16 protein-coding genes are annotated in these 21,019 nt (G+C 65.9%); 7 read left to right on the top strand and 9 right to left on the bottom strand.

Features of this window, described 5'->3' with window-relative positions:
- Window positions 1-57: 57 nt before the first annotated feature.
- From G572_RS0115365 to G572_RS0115350, 4 genes are read left to right on the top strand one after another with little or no spacing between them, the layout of a single operon-like run.
- Window positions 58-933, top strand: coding sequence for a fumarylacetoacetate hydrolase family protein (locus G572_RS0115365; RefSeq protein WP_029059236.1), 876 nt, complete (start codon window positions 58-60; stop codon window positions 931-933).
- Window positions 933-1,736 (top strand): 2-oxo-hept-4-ene-1,7-dioate hydratase, encoded by an 804-nt coding sequence (gene hpaH / locus G572_RS0115360; protein WP_029059235.1) that lies wholly within the window; start codon window positions 933-935, stop codon window positions 1,734-1,736. Before G572_RS0115365 ends, hpaH begins: the two co-directional genes overlap by 1 nt.
- Before the next feature lie 11 nt (window positions 1,737-1,747).
- Window positions 1,748-2,551 (top strand): 4-hydroxy-2-oxoheptanedioate aldolase, encoded by an 804-nt coding sequence (gene hpaI / locus G572_RS0115355; RefSeq protein ID WP_029059234.1) that lies wholly within the window; start codon window positions 1,748-1,750, stop codon window positions 2,549-2,551.
- A 19-nt stretch (window positions 2,552-2,570) separates the two neighbouring features.
- The gene (locus tag G572_RS0115350) at window positions 2,571-4,049 is read left to right on the top strand and encodes an NAD-dependent succinate-semialdehyde dehydrogenase (protein ID WP_029059233.1); all 1,479 of its coding nucleotides are present in this window, start codon (window positions 2,571-2,573) and stop codon (window positions 4,047-4,049) included.
- A 46-nt stretch (window positions 4,050-4,095) separates the two neighbouring features.
- On the opposite strand, the gene G572_RS24160 is transcribed toward G572_RS0115350, so the two are convergent.
- Window positions 4,096-4,869: an IclR family transcriptional regulator gene (locus tag G572_RS24160; RefSeq protein WP_051242471.1), complete on the bottom strand. Its 774-nt coding sequence runs from the start codon at window positions 4,867-4,869 to the stop codon at window positions 4,096-4,098.
- Between the two features lie 378 nt (window positions 4,870-5,247).
- Here G572_RS24160 and G572_RS0115340 point away from each other — a divergent pair, with 378 nt between their 5' ends.
- Complete coding sequence (locus G572_RS0115340; RefSeq protein WP_029059232.1) at window positions 5,248-6,219, top strand: NAD(P)H-binding protein; 972 nt, start codon at window positions 5,248-5,250, stop codon at window positions 6,217-6,219.
- Window positions 6,220-6,310: 91 nt separating this feature from the next.
- Here the strand turns inward: G572_RS0115340 and katG are convergent, their stop codons facing one another.
- The 6 genes from katG to G572_RS0115310 form a co-directional block, all read right to left on the bottom strand.
- On the bottom strand, window positions 6,311-8,530 hold the full coding sequence (katG, locus tag G572_RS0115335; protein WP_029059231.1) for a catalase/peroxidase HPI: 2,220 nt from the start codon (window positions 8,528-8,530) through the stop codon (window positions 6,311-6,313).
- Window positions 8,531-8,841: 311 nt separating this feature from the next.
- Window positions 8,842-11,286, bottom strand: a complete 2,445-nt coding sequence (locus tag G572_RS0115330) for a GcvT family protein (RefSeq protein WP_029059230.1) — start codon at window positions 11,284-11,286, stop codon at window positions 8,842-8,844.
- A 4-nt stretch (window positions 11,287-11,290) separates the two neighbouring features.
- Window positions 11,291-12,205, bottom strand: coding sequence for a choline/ethanolamine kinase family protein (locus tag G572_RS0115325; RefSeq protein ID WP_051242469.1), 915 nt, complete (start codon window positions 12,203-12,205; stop codon window positions 11,291-11,293).
- Window positions 12,205-14,280, bottom strand: a complete 2,076-nt coding sequence (locus G572_RS0115320; protein WP_084650172.1) for an ABC transporter permease — start codon at window positions 14,278-14,280, stop codon at window positions 12,205-12,207. The genes G572_RS0115325 and G572_RS0115320 overlap by 1 nt, the downstream gene beginning before the upstream one ends.
- A gap of 2 nt (window positions 14,281-14,282) precedes the next feature.
- Window positions 14,283-15,350: a quaternary amine ABC transporter ATP-binding protein gene (locus tag G572_RS0115315; RefSeq protein ID WP_245566231.1), complete on the bottom strand. Its 1,068-nt coding sequence runs from the start codon at window positions 15,348-15,350 to the stop codon at window positions 14,283-14,285.
- 118 nt (window positions 15,351-15,468) lie between these two features.
- Entirely contained in the window at window positions 15,469-16,428 is a 960-nt protein-coding gene (locus tag G572_RS0115310) for an ABC transporter substrate-binding protein (RefSeq protein ID WP_051242466.1), read from the bottom strand.
- A gap of 240 nt (window positions 16,429-16,668) precedes the next feature.
- Between G572_RS0115310 and G572_RS0115305 the strand changes: the two genes are divergently transcribed.
- Together G572_RS0115305 and G572_RS0115300 are read left to right on the top strand one after the other, a co-directional pair.
- The gene (locus tag G572_RS0115305) at window positions 16,669-17,442 is read left to right on the top strand and encodes a DeoR/GlpR family DNA-binding transcription regulator (RefSeq protein WP_029059225.1); all 774 of its coding nucleotides are present in this window, start codon (window positions 16,669-16,671) and stop codon (window positions 17,440-17,442) included.
- A gap of 157 nt (window positions 17,443-17,599) precedes the next feature.
- A complete protein-coding gene (locus tag G572_RS0115300) occupies window positions 17,600-18,388 on the top strand; it encodes an IclR family transcriptional regulator (protein WP_029059224.1) in 789 nt (262 codons plus the stop codon).
- Here G572_RS0115300 and G572_RS0115295 read toward each other — a convergent pair.
- A complete protein-coding gene (locus tag G572_RS0115295) occupies window positions 18,342-19,304 on the bottom strand; it encodes a DMT family transporter (protein ID WP_029059223.1) in 963 nt (320 codons plus the stop codon). The two genes, G572_RS0115300 and G572_RS0115295, sit on opposite strands and share 47 nt — an antisense overlap.
- Window positions 19,301-21,001 (bottom strand): FAD-dependent oxidoreductase, encoded by a 1,701-nt coding sequence (locus G572_RS0115290; RefSeq protein ID WP_029059222.1) that lies wholly within the window; start codon window positions 20,999-21,001, stop codon window positions 19,301-19,303. Before G572_RS0115290 ends, G572_RS0115295 begins: the two co-directional genes overlap by 4 nt.
- Between the last annotated feature and the right edge of the window lie 18 nt (window positions 21,002-21,019).

Raw genomic sequence — 21,019 nt, 5'->3', positions numbered from 1 at the left:
CGGGCCGGCGCGTGCGCGCGGCGGAACGGCACCCCCTTGCAAAATCGGAGACGAGACATGTCTGACTACGGTCGCCTTGCAACCTTCACGGCGGATGGAAAAACACGCTTCGGTCTTGTCACCGACGCTGGCGTCGTCGACCTGACGGCGGCGGGACGGGGGGCGTGGGCCGACCTTCAGCAGGTGGTGTGCGATGGCGACCTTCGCCGTGCCGTCGATGCGGCCGCCGGCCAGCCGGTCGACTTCGCCCTGTCCGACATCCGCTACGAGATCCCGATCCAGGCGCCGCAGAAGATCATCTGCGTCGGCGTGAACTATCCCGACCGGAACGCGGAGTACAAGGACGACAAGGCCGCCCCGCCCAACCCCTCGCTCTTCATCCGCTTTCCCGGTTCCTTCACCGGTCACGGCCAGCCGCTGGTGCGTCCGCGCGAGTCCGAGCAGCTCGACTACGAGGGCGAGATCGCGCTGGTGATCGGCAAGGCCGGGCGCCGGATCGCGGAAGCCGACGCGCTGTCGCATATTGCCGCCGTCACGCTTTGCAACGAAGGCACGATCCGCGACTGGGTGCGTCACGCCAAGTTCAACGTCACCCAGGGCAAGAACTTCGACGGCTCGGGAGCGATGGGGCCCTGGATCGTGCCCTTTGTCGACGAGGCGCAGATTGCCGACATTGCGCTGTCGACGCGGGTCAACGGCGACTTGCGCCAGGAAGACCGCACCGGCCGCATGATCTTCAGCTTCCGCAAGCTGCTCAACTACATCTCCACCTTCACCACCCTGCAGCCCGGCGATGTCATCGTCACCGGCACGCCGACGGGGGCGGGTGCGCGCTTCGATCCGCCGATCTGGCTGAAGCCCGGCGACGAGATCGTGGTCGAGGCCGAAGGCATTGGCCAGCTGCGCAATGGCGTCGTGGCGGAGGAGGCGTGATGCTAGCCGAAGCCGATATCGCCGGGCTTGCCGGCGAGCTGGACGCGGCGGAGCGATCCCGCTCGCAGATCCCGTTGATCTCCGGTCGCTTTCCCGACGCCGACATGGGCGATGCCTATCGCATCCAGGAGCGCTGGGTGTCGCTCAAGGAAGCGGCCGGACGCCGGCGGATCGGCTGGAAGATCGGCCTGACGTCGCGCGCGATGCAGGCGGCGCTCAAGATCGACACGCCCGATTCCGGCATCCTGTTCGACGACATGGCATTTCAGGACGGTGACGCGGTTCCCGAGGATCGCTTCATCCAGCCGCGCATCGAGGCGGAGATCGCCTTCGTGCTCAAGACGCCGCTCAAGGGGGCGACCGTCGGCATCACCGATGTGCTGAACGCCACGGACTACATCCTGCCGGCGCTTGAGATCCTGGACACCCGCGTGCAGCGCCAGGACCCGGAAACCGGGCAGATGCGCAATGTCATCGACACCATCGCCGACAACGCCGCCAACGCCGGCATCGTGACCGGCGGGCGCCCGATGCGTCCGCTCGACATGGACATGCGATGGATCGGCGCCTGCGTGTCGCGCAATGGCGTTGTCGAGGAAACCGGCCTGGGCGCCGGCGTCCTCAACCACCCGGCGATGGGGATCGTCTGGCTGGTCCGGCGTCTCGACACGCTCGGGCTCGGGCTCGACGCCGGTGAAGTCGTCTTGTCGGGCTCGTTTATCCGCCCTGTGGAAACCGCCCATGGCGACACGATCACCGCCGACTTCGGCGCGGCCGGCACGGTCAGTACCCATTTTCGTTGAGGGAGGTCGCGATGCCGGCTCCAAGTAATCCGTTCAAGGCCCGCCTCAGGGCGGGAGACGCGCAGATCGGCCTGTGGATGGGCCTTGCCAACGCCTATACGGCGGAGATTTGCGCCGGCGCCGGTTTCGACTGGCTGGTGATCGACGGCGAGCATGCGCCCAACGACCTGCAGCGCATGGTCGGCCAGTTGCAGGCGCTCGCCGCCCATCCTGTCGCGCCGGTGGTGCGCGCGCCCATCGGCGAAACCTGGATCCTGAAGCAGCTTCTCGATATCGGCGCCCAGACGGTGCTGGTGCCCATGGTGGAAAGCGCCGCGCAGGCGGCGGAGCTGGTGCAGGCTGTGCGTTACCCGCCGCATGGCAAGCGCGGCGTCGGCGCGGCGCTGGCGCGCAGTTCCGCGTTCAACCGGATCGGCGACTATCTCACGACGGCGGATGCGGAAATCTGCCTCATCGTCCAGGTGGAATCGCAAAAGGCACTCGAGGCCCTCCCGGAAATCGCCGCCGTCGAGGGCGTCGATGCGGTCTTCATCGGCCCGGCCGATCTTGCCGCCGACATGGGCTATCTCGGAAATCCCGGGGCGCCGGCGGTCAAGCAGGCCGTTCGCGATGCCATTGCGAGCATAACGGCCTGCGGAAAACCGGCCGGCCTCCTCACGGCCGACCAGGCCTTTGCCCGCGAGTGCCTGTCGCTTGGGGCAAGTTTCGTGGCCGTCGGTACGGATGTGACCCTGTTTTCCTCCGCGACATCGACCCTGGCGAAGGCGTTTTTCGACCGGCCGGCGGAGCAGGCCGGCGCGTCGGGTGGGTACTGAACGATTGCAGGGGGACAAGATGAGCAATGCGGCTGCCGTTCGTGAACGGCTTTCCGATCCGGGGCTCCTGGAAACCCGGGCGTTGATTGGCGGCGAGTGGGTCGAGACGGAGCGTTGCTTCGATGTGGTCAACCCGGCAAGCGGCGAGACCATCGCCCGGGTGCCGGATCTCGGGGCTGCCGATTTCGAGCGCGCCATATCGGCGGCGGAGGCGGCGCGGGGTGCGTGGGCGGCGCAATCCGCCGAAGAACGTTCCATCGTCCTCCGCCGCCTTCACGATCTCATGGTCGCCCATGCTGATGACCTGGCGATGATTTTGACCCTGGAAATGGGAAAACCGCTCGCCGAGGCGAAGGGCGAGGTGCTTTACGGCGCGTCCTATGTGGAGTGGTTCGCCGAGGAGGCGAAGCGCATTCAGGGTGACATCATGCCCGGCCATGGCCGCGACAAGCGGATCCTGGTCATTCGCCAGCCGGTCGGCACGGTGGCGGCGATCACGCCGTGGAATTTTCCCAATGCCATGCTTGCGCGCAAGCTCGCGCCGGCGCTTGCCGCCGGCTGTTCCCTTGTCGCCAAGCCGGACGCGCGCACGCCGCTGTCGGCACTGGCGCTGGCCGCGCTTGCCGAAAAGGCCGGCGTGCCGAAAGGCCTCTTGTCGGTCCTGACGACACGGGACGCGGATATGGCCGGACGGGTTCTGTGCGGGTCGAAAGCCGTGCGCAAGATCAGTTTCACCGGGTCCACGGACGTGGGGCGCCTGCTCATGCGCCAGTCGGCGGACACTTTGAAGAAACTCAGCCTGGAACTTGGCGGGAATGCGCCCTTCATCGTCTTTGACGACGCGGATCTCGAGCGCGCGGTCGAGGGGGCGATTGCCGCGAAATACAGGAACGCCGGTCAGACCTGCGTCTGCGTCAACCGCTTCATTGTCGAGGACGGCATCCACGATGCCTTCGCCGGGCGGCTGGCCGAGGAAACGGCGAAACTCGCGGTTGGCGACGGCCTGCGGGCCGGGACGCGCATCGGGCCGCTGATCGACGAGGCCGCGTTGAAAAAGGTGGAAGGCCAGCTCTCGGATGCACTTGCAAAAGGCGCCCGGCTTCTCACCGGCGGCTCGCGTGCCCCGGATCGCCCGTCCTGCATGCTGCCGACCGTGCTGAGCCACGTCACGCCGGACATGCTGGTGGCGCGGCAGGAGACCTTCGGGCCGGTTGCGCAGATTTTTCGCTTCAAGGGCGAGGAAGAAGCGCTCGCGCTTGCCAATGACACGGAATACGGCCTCGCATCCTACTTCTACACCCGCGACCTCAACCGTACGATCCGGATTTCCGAAGGGCTGGAATTCGGCATGGTCGGGATCAACACAGGCCAGATCTCCACGGCGATGGCGCCCTTTGGCGGCATCAAGCAGGCCGGCATGGGGCGCGAAGGTTCGCGCTACGGGATCGAGGACTATCTGGAAATGAAGTACCTCTGCCTCGATACCGGCGCAGCCTGACACGCCGACACCCGACGCCACCAGGTGCCGGGGCCGGATTGCGCCGTCAGCCGGTGTGCTGGGGGCGCAGCCGGCTGAGTTTTTCCCGGATCGCGGCGACTTCCTCGCGCAGCGCCGACACCACGCTCTCCAGATGGTCGCCCTGCATGCGGTCGCGGATCGTGGAGACGCTGAGCGACGCGAAAGGCTTGCCGGTGCTGTCGTGCAGGGCCATGGCGATGGTCCGCGTTCCAAGTCCCGACCCATCGCGTGCGACATAGCCCCGTTCCCGTGCTTCATCGACGAGGCGCGCGGCGACGCCGGTGTCGCCGCCATGGGCGGCGATGCGCTCGGCGTTGCGCCGGAGCAGGGCATTGGCCTTTGCCGCGTCCATTTCGGACAAAACGGCGAGACCGCCGGCGCCGATGCCGATCGGCCGTTGCACCCCGACGTCCAGAATGAAGGCCTTCACGGGAAAACTGCCGGATTCCCGCGCGATACAAACGATGTCGTCGGAAACCACACGGTTGAGAAACACCGTGTCGCCGGTGTCCTCGACAAGCCGGTTGAGGCTTGGCTGGTAGATTTCGCGAAAGTCGAAGGAGGGCAGGACCAGCAAAGCCAGATCATAGACCTTGGGGCCCAGAAAATAGCGTTTGTTGGAGGCATCCTGCTCGATAAACCCATGTTCCGCGAGCGCCATCAGCAGGCGGCGCGCCGTTGGCCGGGTCAACCGGGTTGTGTCCAGAAGTTCGGAAAAGGCGACCCCGTCCCGGTTGTTCTTCGAGACGATGTCGAGAAGCCCTACTGCCCGGTCGAAGCTTTGGGTGCCTTCGGCCATGTGTTTGCTTTCTATCTCTTGTTTTCGGCGTCGGCCCGAAGATGCGCTGCGTCGTCTTTTGCTCAGGCAGGTTTTGGGTCCGCCGGCAAGACCGCTGGGCAAGTGCCCTCGTTGACAAGTGTTTCTTACACGATTCTCGCTAGTTACGTCTTCCTGCAAATGCAGGAATTCGACGGTTTGCGGGACGATCCGGGCCGCGCTGCTGGGGCGTTTCGAGCGCTGGCCAAAGGGCCGCCGGGTGTGCGTGCGCCATCCGGACCCTCCACATTTGCCGTCCGCTTCGTCTAAACTCGGATGCATGACAGATCACGAGTGCTCATGAGCGATCAATCGCAAGTTGCGTCGCGGTCCGCGCCAGCGGCCGCGCCGCGTGTTCTTTTGCTCGGCGCGACCGGCACCATCGGGCGGGCGACGGCGCGGGCGCTGGTCGAGGCCGGGGCCGAGGTGGTGTGTCCGGTGCGTCCGCGCCCGGACCGGGAGACGGTCGCCGCCGCGGTCGATCACGAAGGAGCGCTTGGCGGTGCCAAGGTTCGTTTCGCCAGTGTGACCGACCGGAATTCGCTCGTCCGCGACGGGCTTTGCGGCGAGCGCTTCGATGCGGTGGTTTCCTGTCTCGCCTCGCGCAGCGGTGCGCCGAAGGATGCCTGGGCCGTCGATCACCGGGCAAATCTCAATGCACTGGAGGCGGCGCGGGAGGCGGGGGCCGGGACATTCGTCCTGTTGTCGGCGATCTGCGTCCAGAGGCCTCTGCTCGCGTTCCAGCAGGCCAAACGCACTTTCGAGGCGGAGCTGATGGCCTCCGGTCTCGCCTATTCCATCGTCCGGCCAACCGCTTTCTTCAAGTCGCTCTCCGGGCAGATCGAACGGGTAAGGCAGGGAAAGCCCTTTCTGGTCTTCGGCGACGGCGAACTGACCGCCTGCAAGCCGATCAGTGACGAGGATCTCGGGCGCTACATTGCCGCGTGTGTCTTTGACGAGAGCCGTCACAACCAGGTGCTGCCGATCGGCGGTCCGGGCCCGGCGATTACGCCGAAGGACCAGGGCGAGGCGTTGTTTCGCCTGCTCGGACGAAGCCCGAGGTTCAAGCACGTCCCGGTCGCCTTGCTGGATGCAATTGTCGGCGGACTGGCGCTGCTCGGCCGGATCAGTCCGAGGCTTGCGGAAAAGGCCGAACTTGCGCGCATCGGTCGCTACTACGCGACCCAGTCCATGTTGCTCCTCGATCCGGCGACCGGCAAATATGATGCGGAGGCGACACCATCGACCGGCAGCGACACGCTGTTTGCCTATTACGAACGGGTTTTGAACGGCGAGGCCACCGTGGAACGCGGCGCGCATTCGGTCTTTTGAGCCGCGACACAGAAAAACGGCGGCCCGGATGTCCGGGCCGCCGCTTGTGTCGGTTTCAAACCGTCCGCCCGAGCCTTCGGGCGTTTCGGCGTCACGCCAGATCGAAGCGATCCGCGTTCATGACCTTGGTCCAGGCCTTGACGAAGTCCTTGACGAACTTCTCCTTCGCGTCGTCCTGGGCATAGACTTCCGCATAGGCGCGCAGCTGCGAGTTCGATCCGAAGGTCAGGTCCGCACGCGTTCCGGTCCATTTGACCTCGCCGGTCTTGCGGTCGCGGCCCTCGAAGATGCCGTCGGATGCCGCCTTCCACTCGGTCCCCATGTCGATCAGATTGACGAAGAAGTCGTTGGTGAGCTGGCCCGGACGGTCGGTGAAGACACCGTGCTTCGCTCCCTTGTAGTTGGCGTCGAGCACCCGCATGCCGCCGACAAGCACGGTCATTTCCGGCGCCGTCAGCGTCAGCAACTGGGCCTTGTCCACCAGAAGCTCTTCGGTGGAGACCGTGTAGTTGGTCTTCTGGTAGTTGCGGAACCCGTCGGCCATCGGCTCGAGCACGTCGAAGCTGTCGACATCGGTCTGCTCCCGGGTCGCGTCGGTGCGGCCAGGTGCAAACGGCACCTCGATCGCATGACCGGCGTCCTTCGCGGCCTTCTCGACCGCGGCCGTTCCGCCCAGCACGATCAGGTCGGCGAGCGAGACCTTCTTGCCGCCGGACTGGCCGGCGTTGAAGTCGCCCTGGATGCCTTCCAGAACCTTCAGCACCTTGGCAAGCTGCTCAGGCTCATTGGCGTCCCAGTCCTTTTGCGGGGCAAGACGGATGCGCGCGCCATTGGCGCCGCCGCGCTTGTCGGACCCGCGGAAGGTTGAAGCCGACGTCCAGGCGGTGGCGACCAGCTCGGCAGTCGACAGGCCCGAGGCAAGCAGTTTTGCCTTGAGGCCGGCGATGTCCTTGTCGTCGACCAGCGGATGATCGACGGCGGGAACCGGATCCTGCCAGATCAGCTCTTCCTTCGGCACTTCCGGGCCGAGGTAGCGCGAGACCGGCCCCATGTCGCGGTGGGTCAGCTTGAACCAGGCGCGGGCAAAGGCGTCGGCGAATTCGTCCGGATTGGCGTGAAAATGGCGCGAGATCTTCTCGTAGTCCGGATCCATGCGCATCGCCATGTCGGCGGTGGACATCATGATCGGCACCTTTTTCGAGGGATCCTCGGGATCCGGCGCCATGTCCTCTTCCTTCAGGTCCTTGGGCGCCCACTGCCAGGCGCCGGCCGGGCTTTTGGTCAGTTCCCACTCGTAGCCGAAGAGGACGTCGAAATAGCCGTTGTCCCACTGCGTCGGATTGGATGTCCAGGCGCCTTCCAGGCCGCTGGTGATGCTGTCGCGGCCCTTGCCGCTCTTGTAGCTGGAGAGCCAGCCGAAGCCCTGGGCCTCGATTGGGGCGCCTTCCGGCTCCGCGCCGACGTTGGCGACATCGCCCGCGCCATGCGTCTTTCCGAAGGTGTGGCCGCCGGCGGTGAGTGCGACGGTCTCATAGTCGTTCATCGCCATGCGCGCGAAGGTCTCGCGGATGTCGTGGGCGGAGGCCAGCGGATCGGGCTTGCCGTCCGGACCTTCCGGGTTGACGTAGATCAGGCCCATCTGCACGGCGGCCAGCGGATCTTCCAGCTCCCGGTCGCCGGAGTAGCGGCTCTGCGCATGGTCGCTGGTGGCGAGCCACTCGGATTCCGCGCCCCAGTAGATGTCTTCTTCCGGCTCCCAGATGTCCGCGCGTCCGCCGGCGAAACCGAAGGTCTTGCCGCCCATCGATTCGATGGCGCAGTTTCCCGCCAGGATCATCAGGTCGGCCCAGGACAGCTTGTTGCCGTATTTCTGCTTGATCGGCCACAGCAGGCGGCGGGCCTTGTCGAGGTTGCCGTTGTCCGGCCAGCTGTTGAGCGGTGCGAAACGCTGAGAGCCGGAGGTCGCGCCGCCGCGCCCGTCGGCGGTGCGATAGGTGCCGGCACTGTGCCATGCCATGCGGATGAACAGACCGCCGTAGTGACCGTAATCTGCCGGCCACCAGTCCTGGCTGTCCGTCATCAGCGCATAGAGGTCCTTCTTGACCGCTGCAAGGTCGAGGGACTTGAAGGCTTCCGCATAGTCGAAGCCTTCGCCCATCGGATCGGAGATCGCGGGGTTCTGATGCAGGATCTTGAGGTTCAGCTGGTCCGGCCACCAGTCCCGGTTCGACTGCACCCCGAAGGTTGAGGCAATCGGCTTTCCGTGCATGACGGGGCACTTGCCGGTCTTGTCGTCGGTAATCGCGTCCATAATCCCTCTCCGATCATAAAGTTTCCCGCCCCGCGTGCGGCGTCGTCGGACGCGGCGAGGCAAAAATCAAGGTGGTCCGCATCTCTTCCGGCGCTCGCATGTCCCGATCGCGATGGAGCCGGTCTTCCGGTCGTCCTGCGATCAGGCGCATGTCCAGCGACACGCCACCGGTGGTCGAGATGTGGGATCTCCCATGCGTTTGGCCACCCCCAAACGGCACGTGTCTAACCTAACAAGCGCAATCGATCAGGTGAACATGCGTTTTCTGACAAGTCGATAAGGGTAAGTTATTGCCCGGATCGGCCGTTGCCTTATGCCTTCACCCGTTCGTTCTTCGGATCGTAGAGCGGTCCCAGATGAAGGGTGGCCGGAACGGGCTCGTTGGCGACCACCAGCTCGTAGCTTCCGTCCGTGAGATAGTCGTCGGTCACCCCGTCCGCGTTCCTGACGTAGCCGTAGCCGATGGGCTTGCCGAGCGTGTAGCCGAAGCCGCCGCTGGTCAGATAACCGGCGAAGGCGCCGTCGCGCAGGATGGTTTCCCGACCGAGCAGAACGACGTTCGGATCCTCCACGGTGAAGGCGGCAAGCTTCTTCTTCAAGGGCGAATTGGCTGCCCGTTCGGCCGCCGCGCGACCGTTGAAGGCAAGGCCCGACTTGAGTTTCACCGCCCAGCCGAGGCCCGCTTCATAGGGGCTGTCATTCGCCGTGATGTCGGCGCCCCAGGCGCGGTAGCCCTTTTCCAGGCGCAGTGACTCGATGGCGCGGTAGCCGGCCAGGCGAATGTCATGGGCCTTGCCGACGCGCATCAAGGTGTCGAAGACCTCGCCGGTCTTTTCAATCGGGATGTGCAGCTCCCAGCCCAGTTCGCCGACATAGGTGACGCGCAAGGCCCGCACCGGGCAGCCGGCGATGGTGATTTCGCGCAAGTGGCCGAAGCGGAAGGCCTCGTTGCTCACGTCATCGTCGGGCGCCGCCTCCGCGAGCACCAGACGCGCGTTCGGCCCCATCAGCGACAGCGTGCCGTAGTCCTCGGTCACGTCGCGCAGCGTCGCATTGGTGCCATCCGGCAGGTGATCGGCGATCCAGGCGCCGTCATGGGTGCGAAAGCCCGTGCCGGTGACGATGTAGAACAGATCCTCGGCGAGCCGGGCGACGGTCAGGTCGCATTCGATGCCGCCGCGCGAGTTGAGGAGCTGCGTATAGGTGAGGCGTCCGGCCGGCTTTCCGACCTTGTTGGAACAGATCGCCTCCAGCGCGTCGGCCGCGCCCGGGCCGGACAGCTCGAACTTGGCGAAGGACGACTGGTCGAACAGGCCGACGCTTTTACGCACCGCCTTGTGTTCCTCGCCGACGGCGTCGAACCAGTTCTGCCGGCCCATGGAATAGATGTCGCGCGGCTCGTCGCCCGGGCGGGCGAACCAGTTGGGCCGCTCCCAGCCGAGCTTGGAGCCGAAGACGGCGCCGCGTTCCTTGAGGCGTTCGTAAAGCGGGGAGACGATGCGCGGCCGGCCGCTTTCGTATTCCTCATGGGGAAAGCCGATGGTGTAATGCTTGCCGTAGGCTTCCAGCGTGCGCTCGCACACCCAGTCGCGGTCGCGGTGCAGGCCGGAAAAGCGGCGGATGTCGACGCTCCACAGGTCGAGCGGCGCCTCGCCGGTCATCGCCCATTCCGCCAGCACCCAACCGGCGCCGCCGCCGGATGCGATGCCGAAGGCGTTGAAGCCGGCACCGACGAACATGTTGTCGCATTCCGGCGCCGCGCCCAGGATGAAATTGCCGTCGGGCGTGAAGCTTTCCGGTCCGTTGATCATCTGCTTGACGCCGCTGGTCTCCAGCGCCGGAACGCGGTGCACGGCGTTGACCAGATGCTGCTCGAAATGGTCCCAGTTGTCATCGAACAGCTGGAACTGGAAGTCGTTCGGCACATCGCCCGTGGTCCAGGCGATGGGGTCGGGCTCGTATCCGCCAAGCGCGAGGCCGCCGACTTCTTCCTTGAAATAGGTGCGCCGGTCGGGATCGCGCACGGTCGGCGTTGCCGAGGTAATGCCCTCGATCTGCTCGGTGATGACGAACTGATGCTTGACCGGCTGCAGCGGCACGTTGATCCCGGCCATCGTGCCGACCTGTCGCGCCCACTGGCCGGCGCAATTGATGACGAGATCGCAGGTCACGGGACCCGCCGTCGTCTCGACGCGGGTGATGCGCTTGCCGTCCATGGCGAAACCGGTGACGCCGACGCCCTCGACGATGCGCGCTCCGTGCATGCGCGCGCCCTTGGCGAGCGACTGGGTGATGTCGGAGGGGCTTGCCTGCCCGTCGGTCGGCAGGAAGCTCGCGCCGACGAGGTCGTCGACATTCATCAGCGGCCACATCGCCTTGACCTCGGCGGGCGACAGCAGGGCCATCTCCATGCCGAAGCTGCGCGCGGTCGTCGCCAGGCGTTTGTATTCGGTCCAGCGGTCCTCGTTGCAGGCAAGGCGCAGGCAGCCGGTCATCTTCCAGCCGGTCTCAAGCCCCGTCTCGGCGTCGAGCCGCTTGTAGAGGTCGACGGAGTATTTCAGCACCTGGGTAATGGAGGCGGAGGAGCGCAGCTGGCCGACGAGACCGGCGGCATGCCAGGTCGAGCCGCTGGTGAGCTGGCCCTGTTCCAGGAGCAGCACGTCGGCCTTGTGATCGCGGGCCAGGTGATAGGCGGTCGAGCAGCCGATGATACCGCCGCCGATGACGACGACCTGGGCGTGCGAGGGAAGCGACATGGATTCAGACCTTCTCGAAGCGGAATTGGTAATCGGCAAGGGCGGCCTCGTAGGCCGCCAGCGTTTCGGCCGTATAGGCGGCGTAATCGACGCCGGGGGCCGTGAGGTGGAGTTCGGAGACGAGGCTCCACATGGTTTCGCGCAGGAGCGAGGCGACTTGCATCGCCGCATAGGCCCGCTGCATCGCCGCGTCGGGCGCGTGGCCCAGATAGGCGTTCATCAGCTCGGCCGATTCCGCGGCCGACAGGCCGGCGTTGGAGGTGACGCCGGCGAGATCGAACATCGCGGTGCCGAAGCCCGCGTATTCGAAATCGATCAGCCAGAGCCGCTCGCCGTCGTCGATGAAGTTCGCCGGCAGGAGGTCGTGATGGCCGAAGACGATGGGCATCGGGATCTGCGCATGTTCCATGGCCTCGGCGATCTTGAGGAACCCGGGCAGCCGGTCGGCCATGCGAGAGTGGCCGGCCTTGAGCGTGCGGGCATAGTCGCGAATGACGTGAAACACCCAGAAGAAAAAGCCGGCGCCCGAGACCTCTTCCTGCATCTCCCGGTGGAATCGGCGAATGAGTGCGGCAATGCGCAGTCTGTCCCGGCGCACGTCCTCGGCCGCATAGGTGTGGCCGTCGATGAAGCGGGTGACCATCACGCCGGGTTCGGCATGGACGAGATCGGGTGCGAAGCCGCGCGAAACCGCGGCGCGGGTCACCATGGTCTCGCGTTCGCGTTCGACATGATGAAACGGAAAGTCGCGACCCAGCCGCACCACATGGGCGCCGGATCGATCGCGCACCAGAACGCTTTCGTTCGACAGGCCGCCCGACAGCGGTTCCATGTCCGGCGTGCCGCGCCACACGGGCAGGGCGGCGACGCGGCGTTCGGTCTCCGGCGAGAGGCCGGGTTTTGAGGGTGCGTGGGTCATCAACGGATCTCCTCAGCCGTTGCAAGGCCAAGGCGGACGCGCAGCCGCGCGGCGCCGGCCGAAATCAGCCGGTCGGCGATGATCGCGATGAAGGCGACCGCCAGACCGGCGACCAGACCGCGACCGGTGTCCGCCTTTGTGAGCGCGATATAGACCTCCTGGCCGAGGTCGCGGGTGCCGACCAGAGCGGTGATCACCAGCATCGACAGCGCCAGCATGATCGTCTGGTTGAGCCCGAGCAGGATTTCCGGCAGGGCGAGCTTCAGCCGTACCTTGGTGAGCAATTGCCAGGGGGTGGCGCCGGCGGCGATGCCGGCCTCGATCAGATGCGGATCGACCCGGCGCAGGCCGTAGGCGGTGTAGCGGATCGCGGGCGCGACGGCATAGGCGACAACCGCGATCATCGCGGTGAAATCGCCGACGCGAAACAGCATGACGGCGGGCATCAGGTACACGAAGGAGGGAAGCGTCTGCAGCGTGTCGATGACAAGCTCGACCGCCTTCCACAGCCGCTCGCGCCCGGCCGCCAGAATGCCGACCGGCACGCCGATGAGGCAGGCGATGGCAACTGAAATCCCGCAGAGATAGACGGTGATCATCGCCTTTTCCCATTGGCCGGTCAGCGCGATCAGCGCGGAAAGGGCGGCTGCGGTCAGCGCCAGACGCCAGCCGCCGAGCCGGAAGCCGGCAAGCGCCAGCAGTCCGACGACACCGATCCAGGGCAGGCCGGTGAGGAAGCGCTTGAAGGGGATCAGGACATTGAGCAGCAGCGTGTTCTTCACCGCTTCCAGCTGGTCGAAGAAATGCACGTTGATCCAGCCGACGATGTCGCTGCCGATCGTGCCGGAGGAGATTTGCAGGGCCTCCGGGTAGGCCTGCAAGGGGGCGGACACCAGCCCGGCCAGCGTGCTGATCAGGATCAGCGCCACGCCCGAGGCCAGATAGGGATGACGCTTTGCGATGGAGCGTTCCCGTTCCTCCGCGCTTTCGTGGTGCGGACGGCGCGCGGCGAAGGCCTGGCTCAGCCGGTCGAGCGCGATGGCAAGCGCGACGATGGCAAGGCCGGCTTCAAAGCCCGCGCCGATGTCGAGCCGCCGCAGGGCCGCGAGCACCTCGAAGCCGAGGCCCCCGGCGCCGATCATCGAGGCGATGATCACCATGTTGAGCGACAGCATGATCACCTGGTTGACGCCGACCATCAGCCCCGGCATGGCGCTGGGCACGAGGATGCGCCAGGTCATCTGGCGCTTCGAGCAGCCGGTCATGCGGCCAAGCTCATGCGCCTCTTCCGGAACCGCCCTGAGGGCGAGCAGGGAGATGCGCGTCATCGGCGGCAAGGCGTAGACGATGGTGGCGATGATCGCGGAACTCGGACCGAAGCCGAAGAGGAACAGGATCGGCACCAGATAGGCAAAGACCGGCACCGTCTGCATCAGGTCGAGCAGCGGGCGCAGCGCCGCCTCCACCGGGCGCCAGCGGAAGGCGGCAAGGCCGAGCAGCAATCCGCCGAGGATGCCGATGGGCACCGCGATCAGGATCGAGGCGAGCGTCACCATCGCCGCGCTCCACTGTCCGAAGACGGCGAGAAAGGCGAAACAGCCGCCGACGAGAGCCGCAAGGCGGCGTCCGCCGGCGTAGTGGCCGATCAGCATCGCCACGCCGATGACGGCGATCCAGGAGAGCGGCGGCAGAAGCTGGGTCGCCGAGGAGCCGCGCCCGTCGAGGATGCCGGTCGAGAGCAAGCCGAGAATGAAGCGGTAGGGCGCCTCGATGGCGCCCGCGATAAAGCGGGTCAGGTCGGTGAAGGTGAAGAGGCCGAAGCTTGCCTCGTCGAGCAGCCAGCGCATGGCATCCGATATCCAGCGCTGCGCCGGGATGCGCCAGTCGCGTGGCACCTTGAAGGCCCAGTCCGCGACGGGCTTGCCGAATTGCCACAGGAGAATAAAGGCGGCAAGCGCAATCCCCCAGAGAAGGCGCGCGGGCCAGCGCCCGCCCGGGGCCGATTGCGACGCGGCCGGCGGGGGTGCCGTGGCGGTCGTGGCTGTCTCGGTCTGGATCGCGAGCGGCGCGGTCATCGTCAGCCCAGCATCAGGACGTTGACGACGGCATCGCGGGTGAGGCGTCCGGCGGGCTGTCCGTGTGCGCCGAGAACAGTCACCGTGCTGACGCCGTCCGAAAAAAGTCCCGCCGCCTGCGACACGGTGGCCGTCGCGGCGATTGTCGGGGTGCCTTCGCCGGCGGCCGTCGCGGCCTCCATCACGGAGGCGACGCGGACGACCTTGGCGCGGGTGACGTTCTTCGTGAATTCGGCGACATAGTCGGTGGCCGGGTTCATCACCAGGTCCTCCGGGGTGCCCAGTTGAACGACCGCGCCGTCCTTCATGATGGCGATGCGGTCGGCGAGGCGGATCGCCTCGTCGAAATCATGGGTGATGAAGACGATGGTCTTCTTCAGGACGGACTGAAGCCGCATGAATTCGTCCTGCATTTCCTGACGGATCAACGGGTCGAGTGCGGAAAAGGGTTCATCGAGGAACCAGAGCTCGGGTTCGACCGCAAGCGAGCGGGCGATGCCGACGCGCTGTTGCTGGCCGCCGGACAATTCGCGCGGGAAGAAGCCCTCGCGTCCGCCCAGTCCGACAAGCTCGATCATCTCGCGGGCGCGGTCCTCGCGCGCGGCGCGCGCCATGCCCTGAACCTCCAGCGGAAAGGCGACATTGCCCAACACGCTCAAATGCGGCAGCAGCGCGAAATGCTGGAACACCATGCCCATGCTGTGGCGGCGGATCTCGATCATCCGCTTGTCGCCGGCCGCGAGCAGGTTCTCGCCGTTGAACAGGATCTCGCCGGCGGTCGGCTCGACGAGGCGCGACAGGCAGCGCACCAGCGTCGACTTGCCGGACCCCGAAAGCCCCATGATGACGAAGATCTCGCCGTCGCGCACCGCGAGATTGACGTCGCGTACCGCACCGACGAGGCCGGCGGCCGCAAGCTTTCCGCTGTCGGTCGCGTTCGGGTCACGGACGGAGTAGCGCTCGGCGCCGGCGCCGAACAGTTTCCAGACGCCCCGGCATTCCAGCTTCGCCGGAGCCGCTCGGGTTGCAGCCGGTGACAAGGGAGGCGAGGTGGTGGCGGAACTTTGCACGATCGGATCATCCCGTGGGACCGGACGCGGGAATTCGCTCCGGCGCCAGAAGGCGAAGGAAAAAAACGGCTGCCGCCAAAGGGGACAGGGCGGCGGCAGCCAGTCGGCAAGAAAGCGGCTATTTGATCCAGGCGGACCAACGGTCCTGATTGTCGTCGACCCAGTTGGCGACCACATTCTCGACGGTCTCCCCGTCGATATCGACGCGGGTGATCAGCGCTCCCATCTCGTCGTTGTCGATGGAAAAGGCCGAGATCGCCTTGTGGGCGCCGGGCCACTGGTCCTTCACGCCGGACCAGGCGACCTTCCAGATCGGCCCGCGCGGCTTGCCGCAGTCGTAGGCCATGTCCGGATTGGAGCCCCAGGCGGGATCCTCGTAGCAGGCCTTTTCATAGGCCGGGAATTCCACCCATTCGCCGTCGTACTTCAGCGGCGCCCAGTGGGGGGCATAGACCCACAGGAGCACCGGCGCCTTGCGCTGATAGGCGGATTCCAGTTCGGCGAAGAGTGCTGCGTCCGTGCCTGCGTGAACGACCTCGAAGGGCAGTTCGAGTGCTTCGACGCGTTCGTCGTCATAGCCGCCCCAGGTCACCGGCGCGCCGAGGTAGCGGCCCTTGGGCAGAGTTTCGGCGGTGCCGAAGGCTTCCGCGCAGGCCTCGCTCTTCAGCGCTTCCCAGTTGGGCAGGCCCGGGCAGACCTCCTTCATGTAGGCGGGGTACCACCACTCCTCGATGGCGAACATGCCGCTGTCGCCGAGGTTCTCGACCTTGCCGGTCGCGGTGGCCTCGTCGAGCGCATCGCGGCCGGTGGTTTCCCAGATTTCCATGGCGACATGCAGGTCGCCGGTCTTCAGGCCGGCGAACTGGGCGATGTAGTCCGCCTGGACATATTCGATGTTGTAACCGGCCTTCTTCAGGACCTCGCCCATGATGCGGGTCGACAGGAGCTGTCCGGTCCAGTCGTGCAGCGTCAGGCGAATGGGATCGTCGTTTTCAGCTGCAAGCGCGGGCGTCCCCGAAAGCGCGGTGGCGACAAGCAAGGTCGACAGCAGCGCGGCGGCAGGGCGGGCAAAGGTCATGGCTGGTCCCCTTTGGAATGACCGTCTGGAAGGCGGTGCCCGTCCCTTGCGACCTTTCAAGCGGCCTTTTGGTGGGATCTTTCAGCAACCGACACTGGATCGTCGCATTCGTTTCATTTCGCTGTCAATTATTTTGAGGTAATTTTTTGGCTTTAAATCCTGTTGATGTGGTAATTATGTTGTTTATCTGATCAATAGCCACAAATCGGGCATGAAAGCCAAATTGCTGCCGGAGTCGTCATGAGCTTTGGAAAACGTCAGATGAAGATCCTCGAGCGCGCCCGTCAGGCGGGCAGCGCGCGCATCGGCGACCTCGCGGTCGAGCTTGGCGTGTCGCTTGAAACCATTCGCCGCGACATTCGTCCGCTGGTCGACGCCGGTGACCTGGTCAAGTCGCACGGCTTCGTCAGCCTTGCGCGCCAGGACGCGGAGGCCCCGTTCGAGCGGCGGATGCGCGAAAACCTGCCCGCCAAGCAGGCGATTGCGCGGCATGTCGCGGCCGGCATCGAGGATGGCGACAGCGTGATGATGGACACCGGCACGACCACGAGCGTTTTGGCGCGCGAGCTGCGCGGCAAGGCCGGGCTGACGGTTGTCACCAATTCCTCCGACGTCGCCCGCACGCTTGCGACCGTCAACGGCAACCGGGTCTATATGGCCGGCGGCGAGCTGCATGGCGACAATGGCGGGGCGTTCGGACGTTCGGCCATCGAGTTCATCGCCTCGTTCCGGGTACGCCATGTCATCATCTCGATTTCCGCCGTCGACCCCGTCGGCGGGTTGATGGACTACCAGCTGGCCGAGGCCGATTTCGCGCGCACGGCGCTCAGATGCGGCGAGACCTCGAGCGTGATCACCGATCACACCAAGTTCGACCGCCGGGCGCTGGTGCGCGTTGCCGGCTTTTCCGAGATCGACCGCATCGTCACCGATGCCCCGCCCTCGCAAGCCCTTGTCGCGCGGCTTGGCGAGGCGGGCACCGTGCTTGAGATCGCGCCGGCGCTGCCATCCTAGGGGATCGGCCGCACACGGGCGTCGCGGCGGTTTTCGAAGCCTTTCAGAAAACGCGTCGGCGTCTCGACCGCACCTGAAATTATGGCTATGAAACCGGGTATTGCGGTTCCATAATTCTGTTTGGTTTGAAAGGGAGTTGCGGGTGGGTCAGGACGCCATGTCGAAGCCGCGCGCGCCACGCGGCGTGCAGTCGATTGAAACCGGCGGCGCCATACTCATGGCCCTGGCGCAGGCCGGCGGTCCGCTGAAGCTGCGCGACCTCGCCGAGACGATGGGAATGGTGGCCGCGCAGCTGCATCCCTATCTCGTCAGCTTCCGCAACATCAACATGGTCGAGCAGACGGAGACGGGGCAGTATCAGCTCGGGCCTTTCGCGCTGCGTCTGGGTCTGACGCGGTTGCGCAACCAGAATGCCTACCGCGAGACGATCCGCCGTGTTCCCGATCTTGCCGACGAACTCGGGCTGATGGTCGCGATCAGCGTCTGGGGCCTGCACGGACCGACCATTGTCTATATCGCGGAATCGACGGCGCGCATTCACTCCAACGTCGCGGTGGGCGGTACCTTCATGATGACGGCGACGGCAACGGGCAAGGTGTTTTCCGCCTTCCTGCCGCTCTCAACCTCCGAGCCGCTGGTGCGCGCGGAACTCTCGGGCGCGCAGCCGCCGCTCTATGCGATTCCGGCGGTGGACGAGGAGGCCTATCGCGCCGACGTACGCGATGCCGCCAAGGTCGGCTATTCGATCACGCGGGACGCGCCGATCCCCGGCGTCAGCGCGATTGCCGCGCCGGTGTTCGACCATACGGGCACCATTCAGCTGGCGGTGACCATCATCGGTCCCACCAACTACATCGACCTGTCGGAAGACGGCGCGACGCTCGACCGGCTGATCGGTTTCACGAAGGCGCTGTCCAGCGATCTCGGCCATATCGAAGACGCCTGACCAGCGCGGCGAAACCGTCGAGCGACAGGATCAGGCCGAAGGCGGCGATGCCGACACCGATCATCTGGATGCCATTCGGCCAGATGCCGGCGTAAGGGATCGCGATCAGCACCGCGAGCGGCGGCACGATGGCCGGGAACAGGCCGGCGAGCCCGGGTCCCAGCCGCGCGATGGAGGCGGCATAGACGACGATGGCGATGCAACCGCCGAGAACGCCCTGATAGAATAGCTGCTCGCCCCATTGCGCCGGGGTGGCGCTCGCGGGTGTGACCGCGATCAGATAGACCGGCAGGCAGACGAGGGTCGTCAACACCGAGATGGTGCCGATCGCCTCGATGGCCGGTATGCGCCAGCGCCCGACGAGATAGGTGAAAAGCCCCCACAGCGTGCCCGATCCGACGAAGCACAGGTCGCCGACAAGGGTCGAAATGTCCGGATCCTTCGACGGCGGCTGGTCGAGCGCGATGGCGACGAGGCCGCCGATCAGCACGGCGATACCGACCTGGCGGTGGCGCGGCAGCCGCGCTCCGTCGAGGAGGACCGGCAGGAGATTGGCGACGATCATCGTCATGCCGGGCGAGATCACCACCGCATGGGCAAGCGGGGCGATGCCGTAGCCGGTGTTGATCAAAAAGGCGAAGGGCGGGCCGATGGCAACGCTGAGAATCAGCATGCGCCCCGCGCTCATGCCCGCCGACAGCCGTCCGTGGCGCAACAGCAGGACGGGCAGCAGCAGCGCCCCGGCGCCGGCATAGCGCAGGATCGCGAGATCGGCGCTGGAAAATCCGTCGGCGCGGCCGATGTCGACGCCGATGTTGTAGATCGCCCAGGTGAGGGCGGCGGCAAGGCCGAGGAGGACGCCTTCGACAAGGCGCCTCCCCGGACCCTGAAACCATCCTGGCGGGACCTTTGTCACGAATTGGCGCCGGACATGTGCCTTGCGGCGATATAGCCGAAGGTGATGGCCGGGCCGAGCGTGATGCCGCCGCCGGGGTAATTGCCGCCCATGATGGAGAGTGCATCGTTGCCGGCGGCATAAAGCCCGCCGACCGGCTGGCCGTCGTCGCCGAGCACGCGGGCGTTTTCATCGCAGCGCAGCCCGGCGAAGGTGCCGAGATCGCCGATCACCAGCTTGACCGCGTAGAACGGGCCTTTTTCCACCGGCGCGACGCAGGGATTGGGGCCGTGCTCGGGATCGCCGAGCGAGCGGTTGTAGGAGGTGGACCCCTTGTGGAACTCGGGGTCCTCGCCCTTGCGCGCATGTTCGTTGAAGGTCGCGACCGTTTGCTCCAGCTGCGCGGCGTCGGCGCCGATCTGTTCGGCAAGGTCGCCCAGCGTGCGGCCCTGGAAGAGATAGCCGGAACGGATGTGATTGCGATAAGGCACCGGCGAAGGCTTGACGAAGCCAAGGCCATAGGTGCGCAGCGTCTTGTGGTCGGCGATGAAATAGGCGCAGATCTCGCCGCCTTCCTCGGTGCAGGCCTTCCTCATCGCCTGACAGAAGTCGTGATAGGAATCCGCCTCGTTGACGAAACGCTTGCCCGAGCGCGTCACCGCGATCACGCCCGGCTTGGAGCGGTCGACGAAATGCGGGAAGACGCCCAGCGTCCCGTCGCGCTTGGGCGGGCGCGACACCGGCACCCAGGCGGCGTCGTTCGGCAACCCGTCCTTGATCGACGCGCCGGCCGCGGAGCCGAGCCGCAGGCCGTCGCCGGTGTTGCCCGGAGGGGCCGGGGACACATGCTCGTGACCGCTCGGCGCATGCGGAAACAGCTCCTTGCGCCGCACGGCGTCCTGCGGGAAGCCGCCGGCGGCCAGCACCACGCCCTTCTTCGCCTCGATCTCGACACGGCCCTCGGCGGTGTCGACGATGGCGCCGGTCACCTTGCCGGTCTCGTCGCGCAGCAGTTCCTTGACGGCGGCGCGCGTCCAGATCGGCACATTCATGTCGAAGCAGGATTTCGCCAGCCGGCCGACCAGCGCGTTGCCGTTCATCAGTCGCATCGGACGGCCGTAGAACGCCATGTCGCGCAGGAACTTGAGGAAGAGCTTGGCGACATAGAACGCCGAGATCGGCGATTTGGTGACGCGGAAGAAATGCAAGAGCTCCTTGCCCGAGCCGATCATCATTCCAAGGAAGGTGATCTCGGCGAGCGGCGGGCGCAGGCGCTTGATCTCGTCCTTGATCTCGCGCCCGTCGAAGGGCCGCGCCACGATGGAGCGTCCGCCCGGCATGCCGCCCGGCGCATCGGGGTGATAGTCGGCGAAGGTCGGGCCGAGGTCGAACTGCAGGGCGGTTTTTTCCTCGAAGAACTCCACCGCCTTGGGGCCGGCCTCCAGGAAGGCGTCGACACGGGCCGCGTCGAAATGCTCGCCCGCCTCGTGCTCGAGGTAAGTGCGTGCCTTTTCGGGGCTGTCCTCCACACCGGCACGCTTGGCCGGCGCGTTGCAGGGGATCCACATCCAGCCGCCCGAACGGGCCGTGGTCCCGCCGAAGACGGGTTCCTTCTCGACCACCAGAACATCGAGGCGCCGGTGCGCGGCCGATACCGCGCTTGCCAGTCCGCCGGCGCCCGATCCAACGACCAGAACATCGCAAGTGTGTTTTTTCATCTCAAGTTTCCTTCAGGC

It is taken from the genome of Stappia stellulata DSM 5886, from assembly GCF_000423705.1.
Taxonomy (GTDB): Bacteria; Pseudomonadota; Alphaproteobacteria; order Rhizobiales; family Stappiaceae; genus Stappia; species Stappia stellulata.
The sequence above is the reverse complement of the archived record's forward strand: the minus strand, read 5'-3'. Positions and strand labels throughout refer to the sequence as shown.

What these genes read in the sequence shown, in the direction of transcription:
- G572_RS0115320 (WP_084650172.1), bottom strand. Translation starts at nt 14,280, where the DNA reads ATGACCGCGCCGCTCGCGATCCAGACCGAGACAGCCACGACCGCCACG.
- G572_RS0115365 (WP_029059236.1), top strand. Translation starts at nt 58, where the DNA reads ATGTCTGACTACGGTCGCCTTGCAACCTTCACGGCGGATGGAAAAACA.
- G572_RS0115330 (WP_029059230.1), bottom strand. Translation starts at nt 11,286, where the DNA reads ATGTCGCTTCCCTCGCACGCCCAGGTCGTCGTCATCGGCGGCGGTATC.
- G572_RS0115350 (WP_029059233.1), top strand. Translation starts at nt 2,571, where the DNA reads ATGAGCAATGCGGCTGCCGTTCGTGAACGGCTTTCCGATCCGGGGCTC.
- hpaI (WP_029059234.1), top strand. Translation starts at nt 1,748, where the DNA reads ATGCCGGCTCCAAGTAATCCGTTCAAGGCCCGCCTCAGGGCGGGAGAC.
- G572_RS0115300 (WP_029059224.1), top strand. Translation starts at nt 17,600, where the DNA reads ATGTCGAAGCCGCGCGCGCCACGCGGCGTGCAGTCGATTGAAACCGGC.
- G572_RS0115325 (WP_051242469.1), bottom strand. Translation starts at nt 12,205, where the DNA reads ATGACCCACGCACCCTCAAAACCCGGCCTCTCGCCGGAGACCGAACGC.
- G572_RS0115305 (WP_029059225.1), top strand. Translation starts at nt 16,669, where the DNA reads ATGAGCTTTGGAAAACGTCAGATGAAGATCCTCGAGCGCGCCCGTCAG.
- hpaH (WP_029059235.1), top strand. Translation starts at nt 933, where the DNA reads ATGCTAGCCGAAGCCGATATCGCCGGGCTTGCCGGCGAGCTGGACGCG.
- G572_RS0115310 (WP_051242466.1), bottom strand. Translation starts at nt 16,428, where the DNA reads ATGACCTTTGCCCGCCCTGCCGCCGCGCTGCTGTCGACCTTGCTTGTC.
- G572_RS0115290 (WP_029059222.1), bottom strand. Translation starts at nt 21,001, where the DNA reads ATGAAAAAACACACTTGCGATGTTCTGGTCGTTGGATCGGGCGCCGGC.
- G572_RS24160 (WP_051242471.1), bottom strand. Translation starts at nt 4,869, where the DNA reads ATGGCCGAAGGCACCCAAAGCTTCGACCGGGCAGTAGGGCTTCTCGAC.
- katG (WP_029059231.1), bottom strand. Translation starts at nt 8,530, where the DNA reads ATGGACGCGATTACCGACGACAAGACCGGCAAGTGCCCCGTCATGCAC.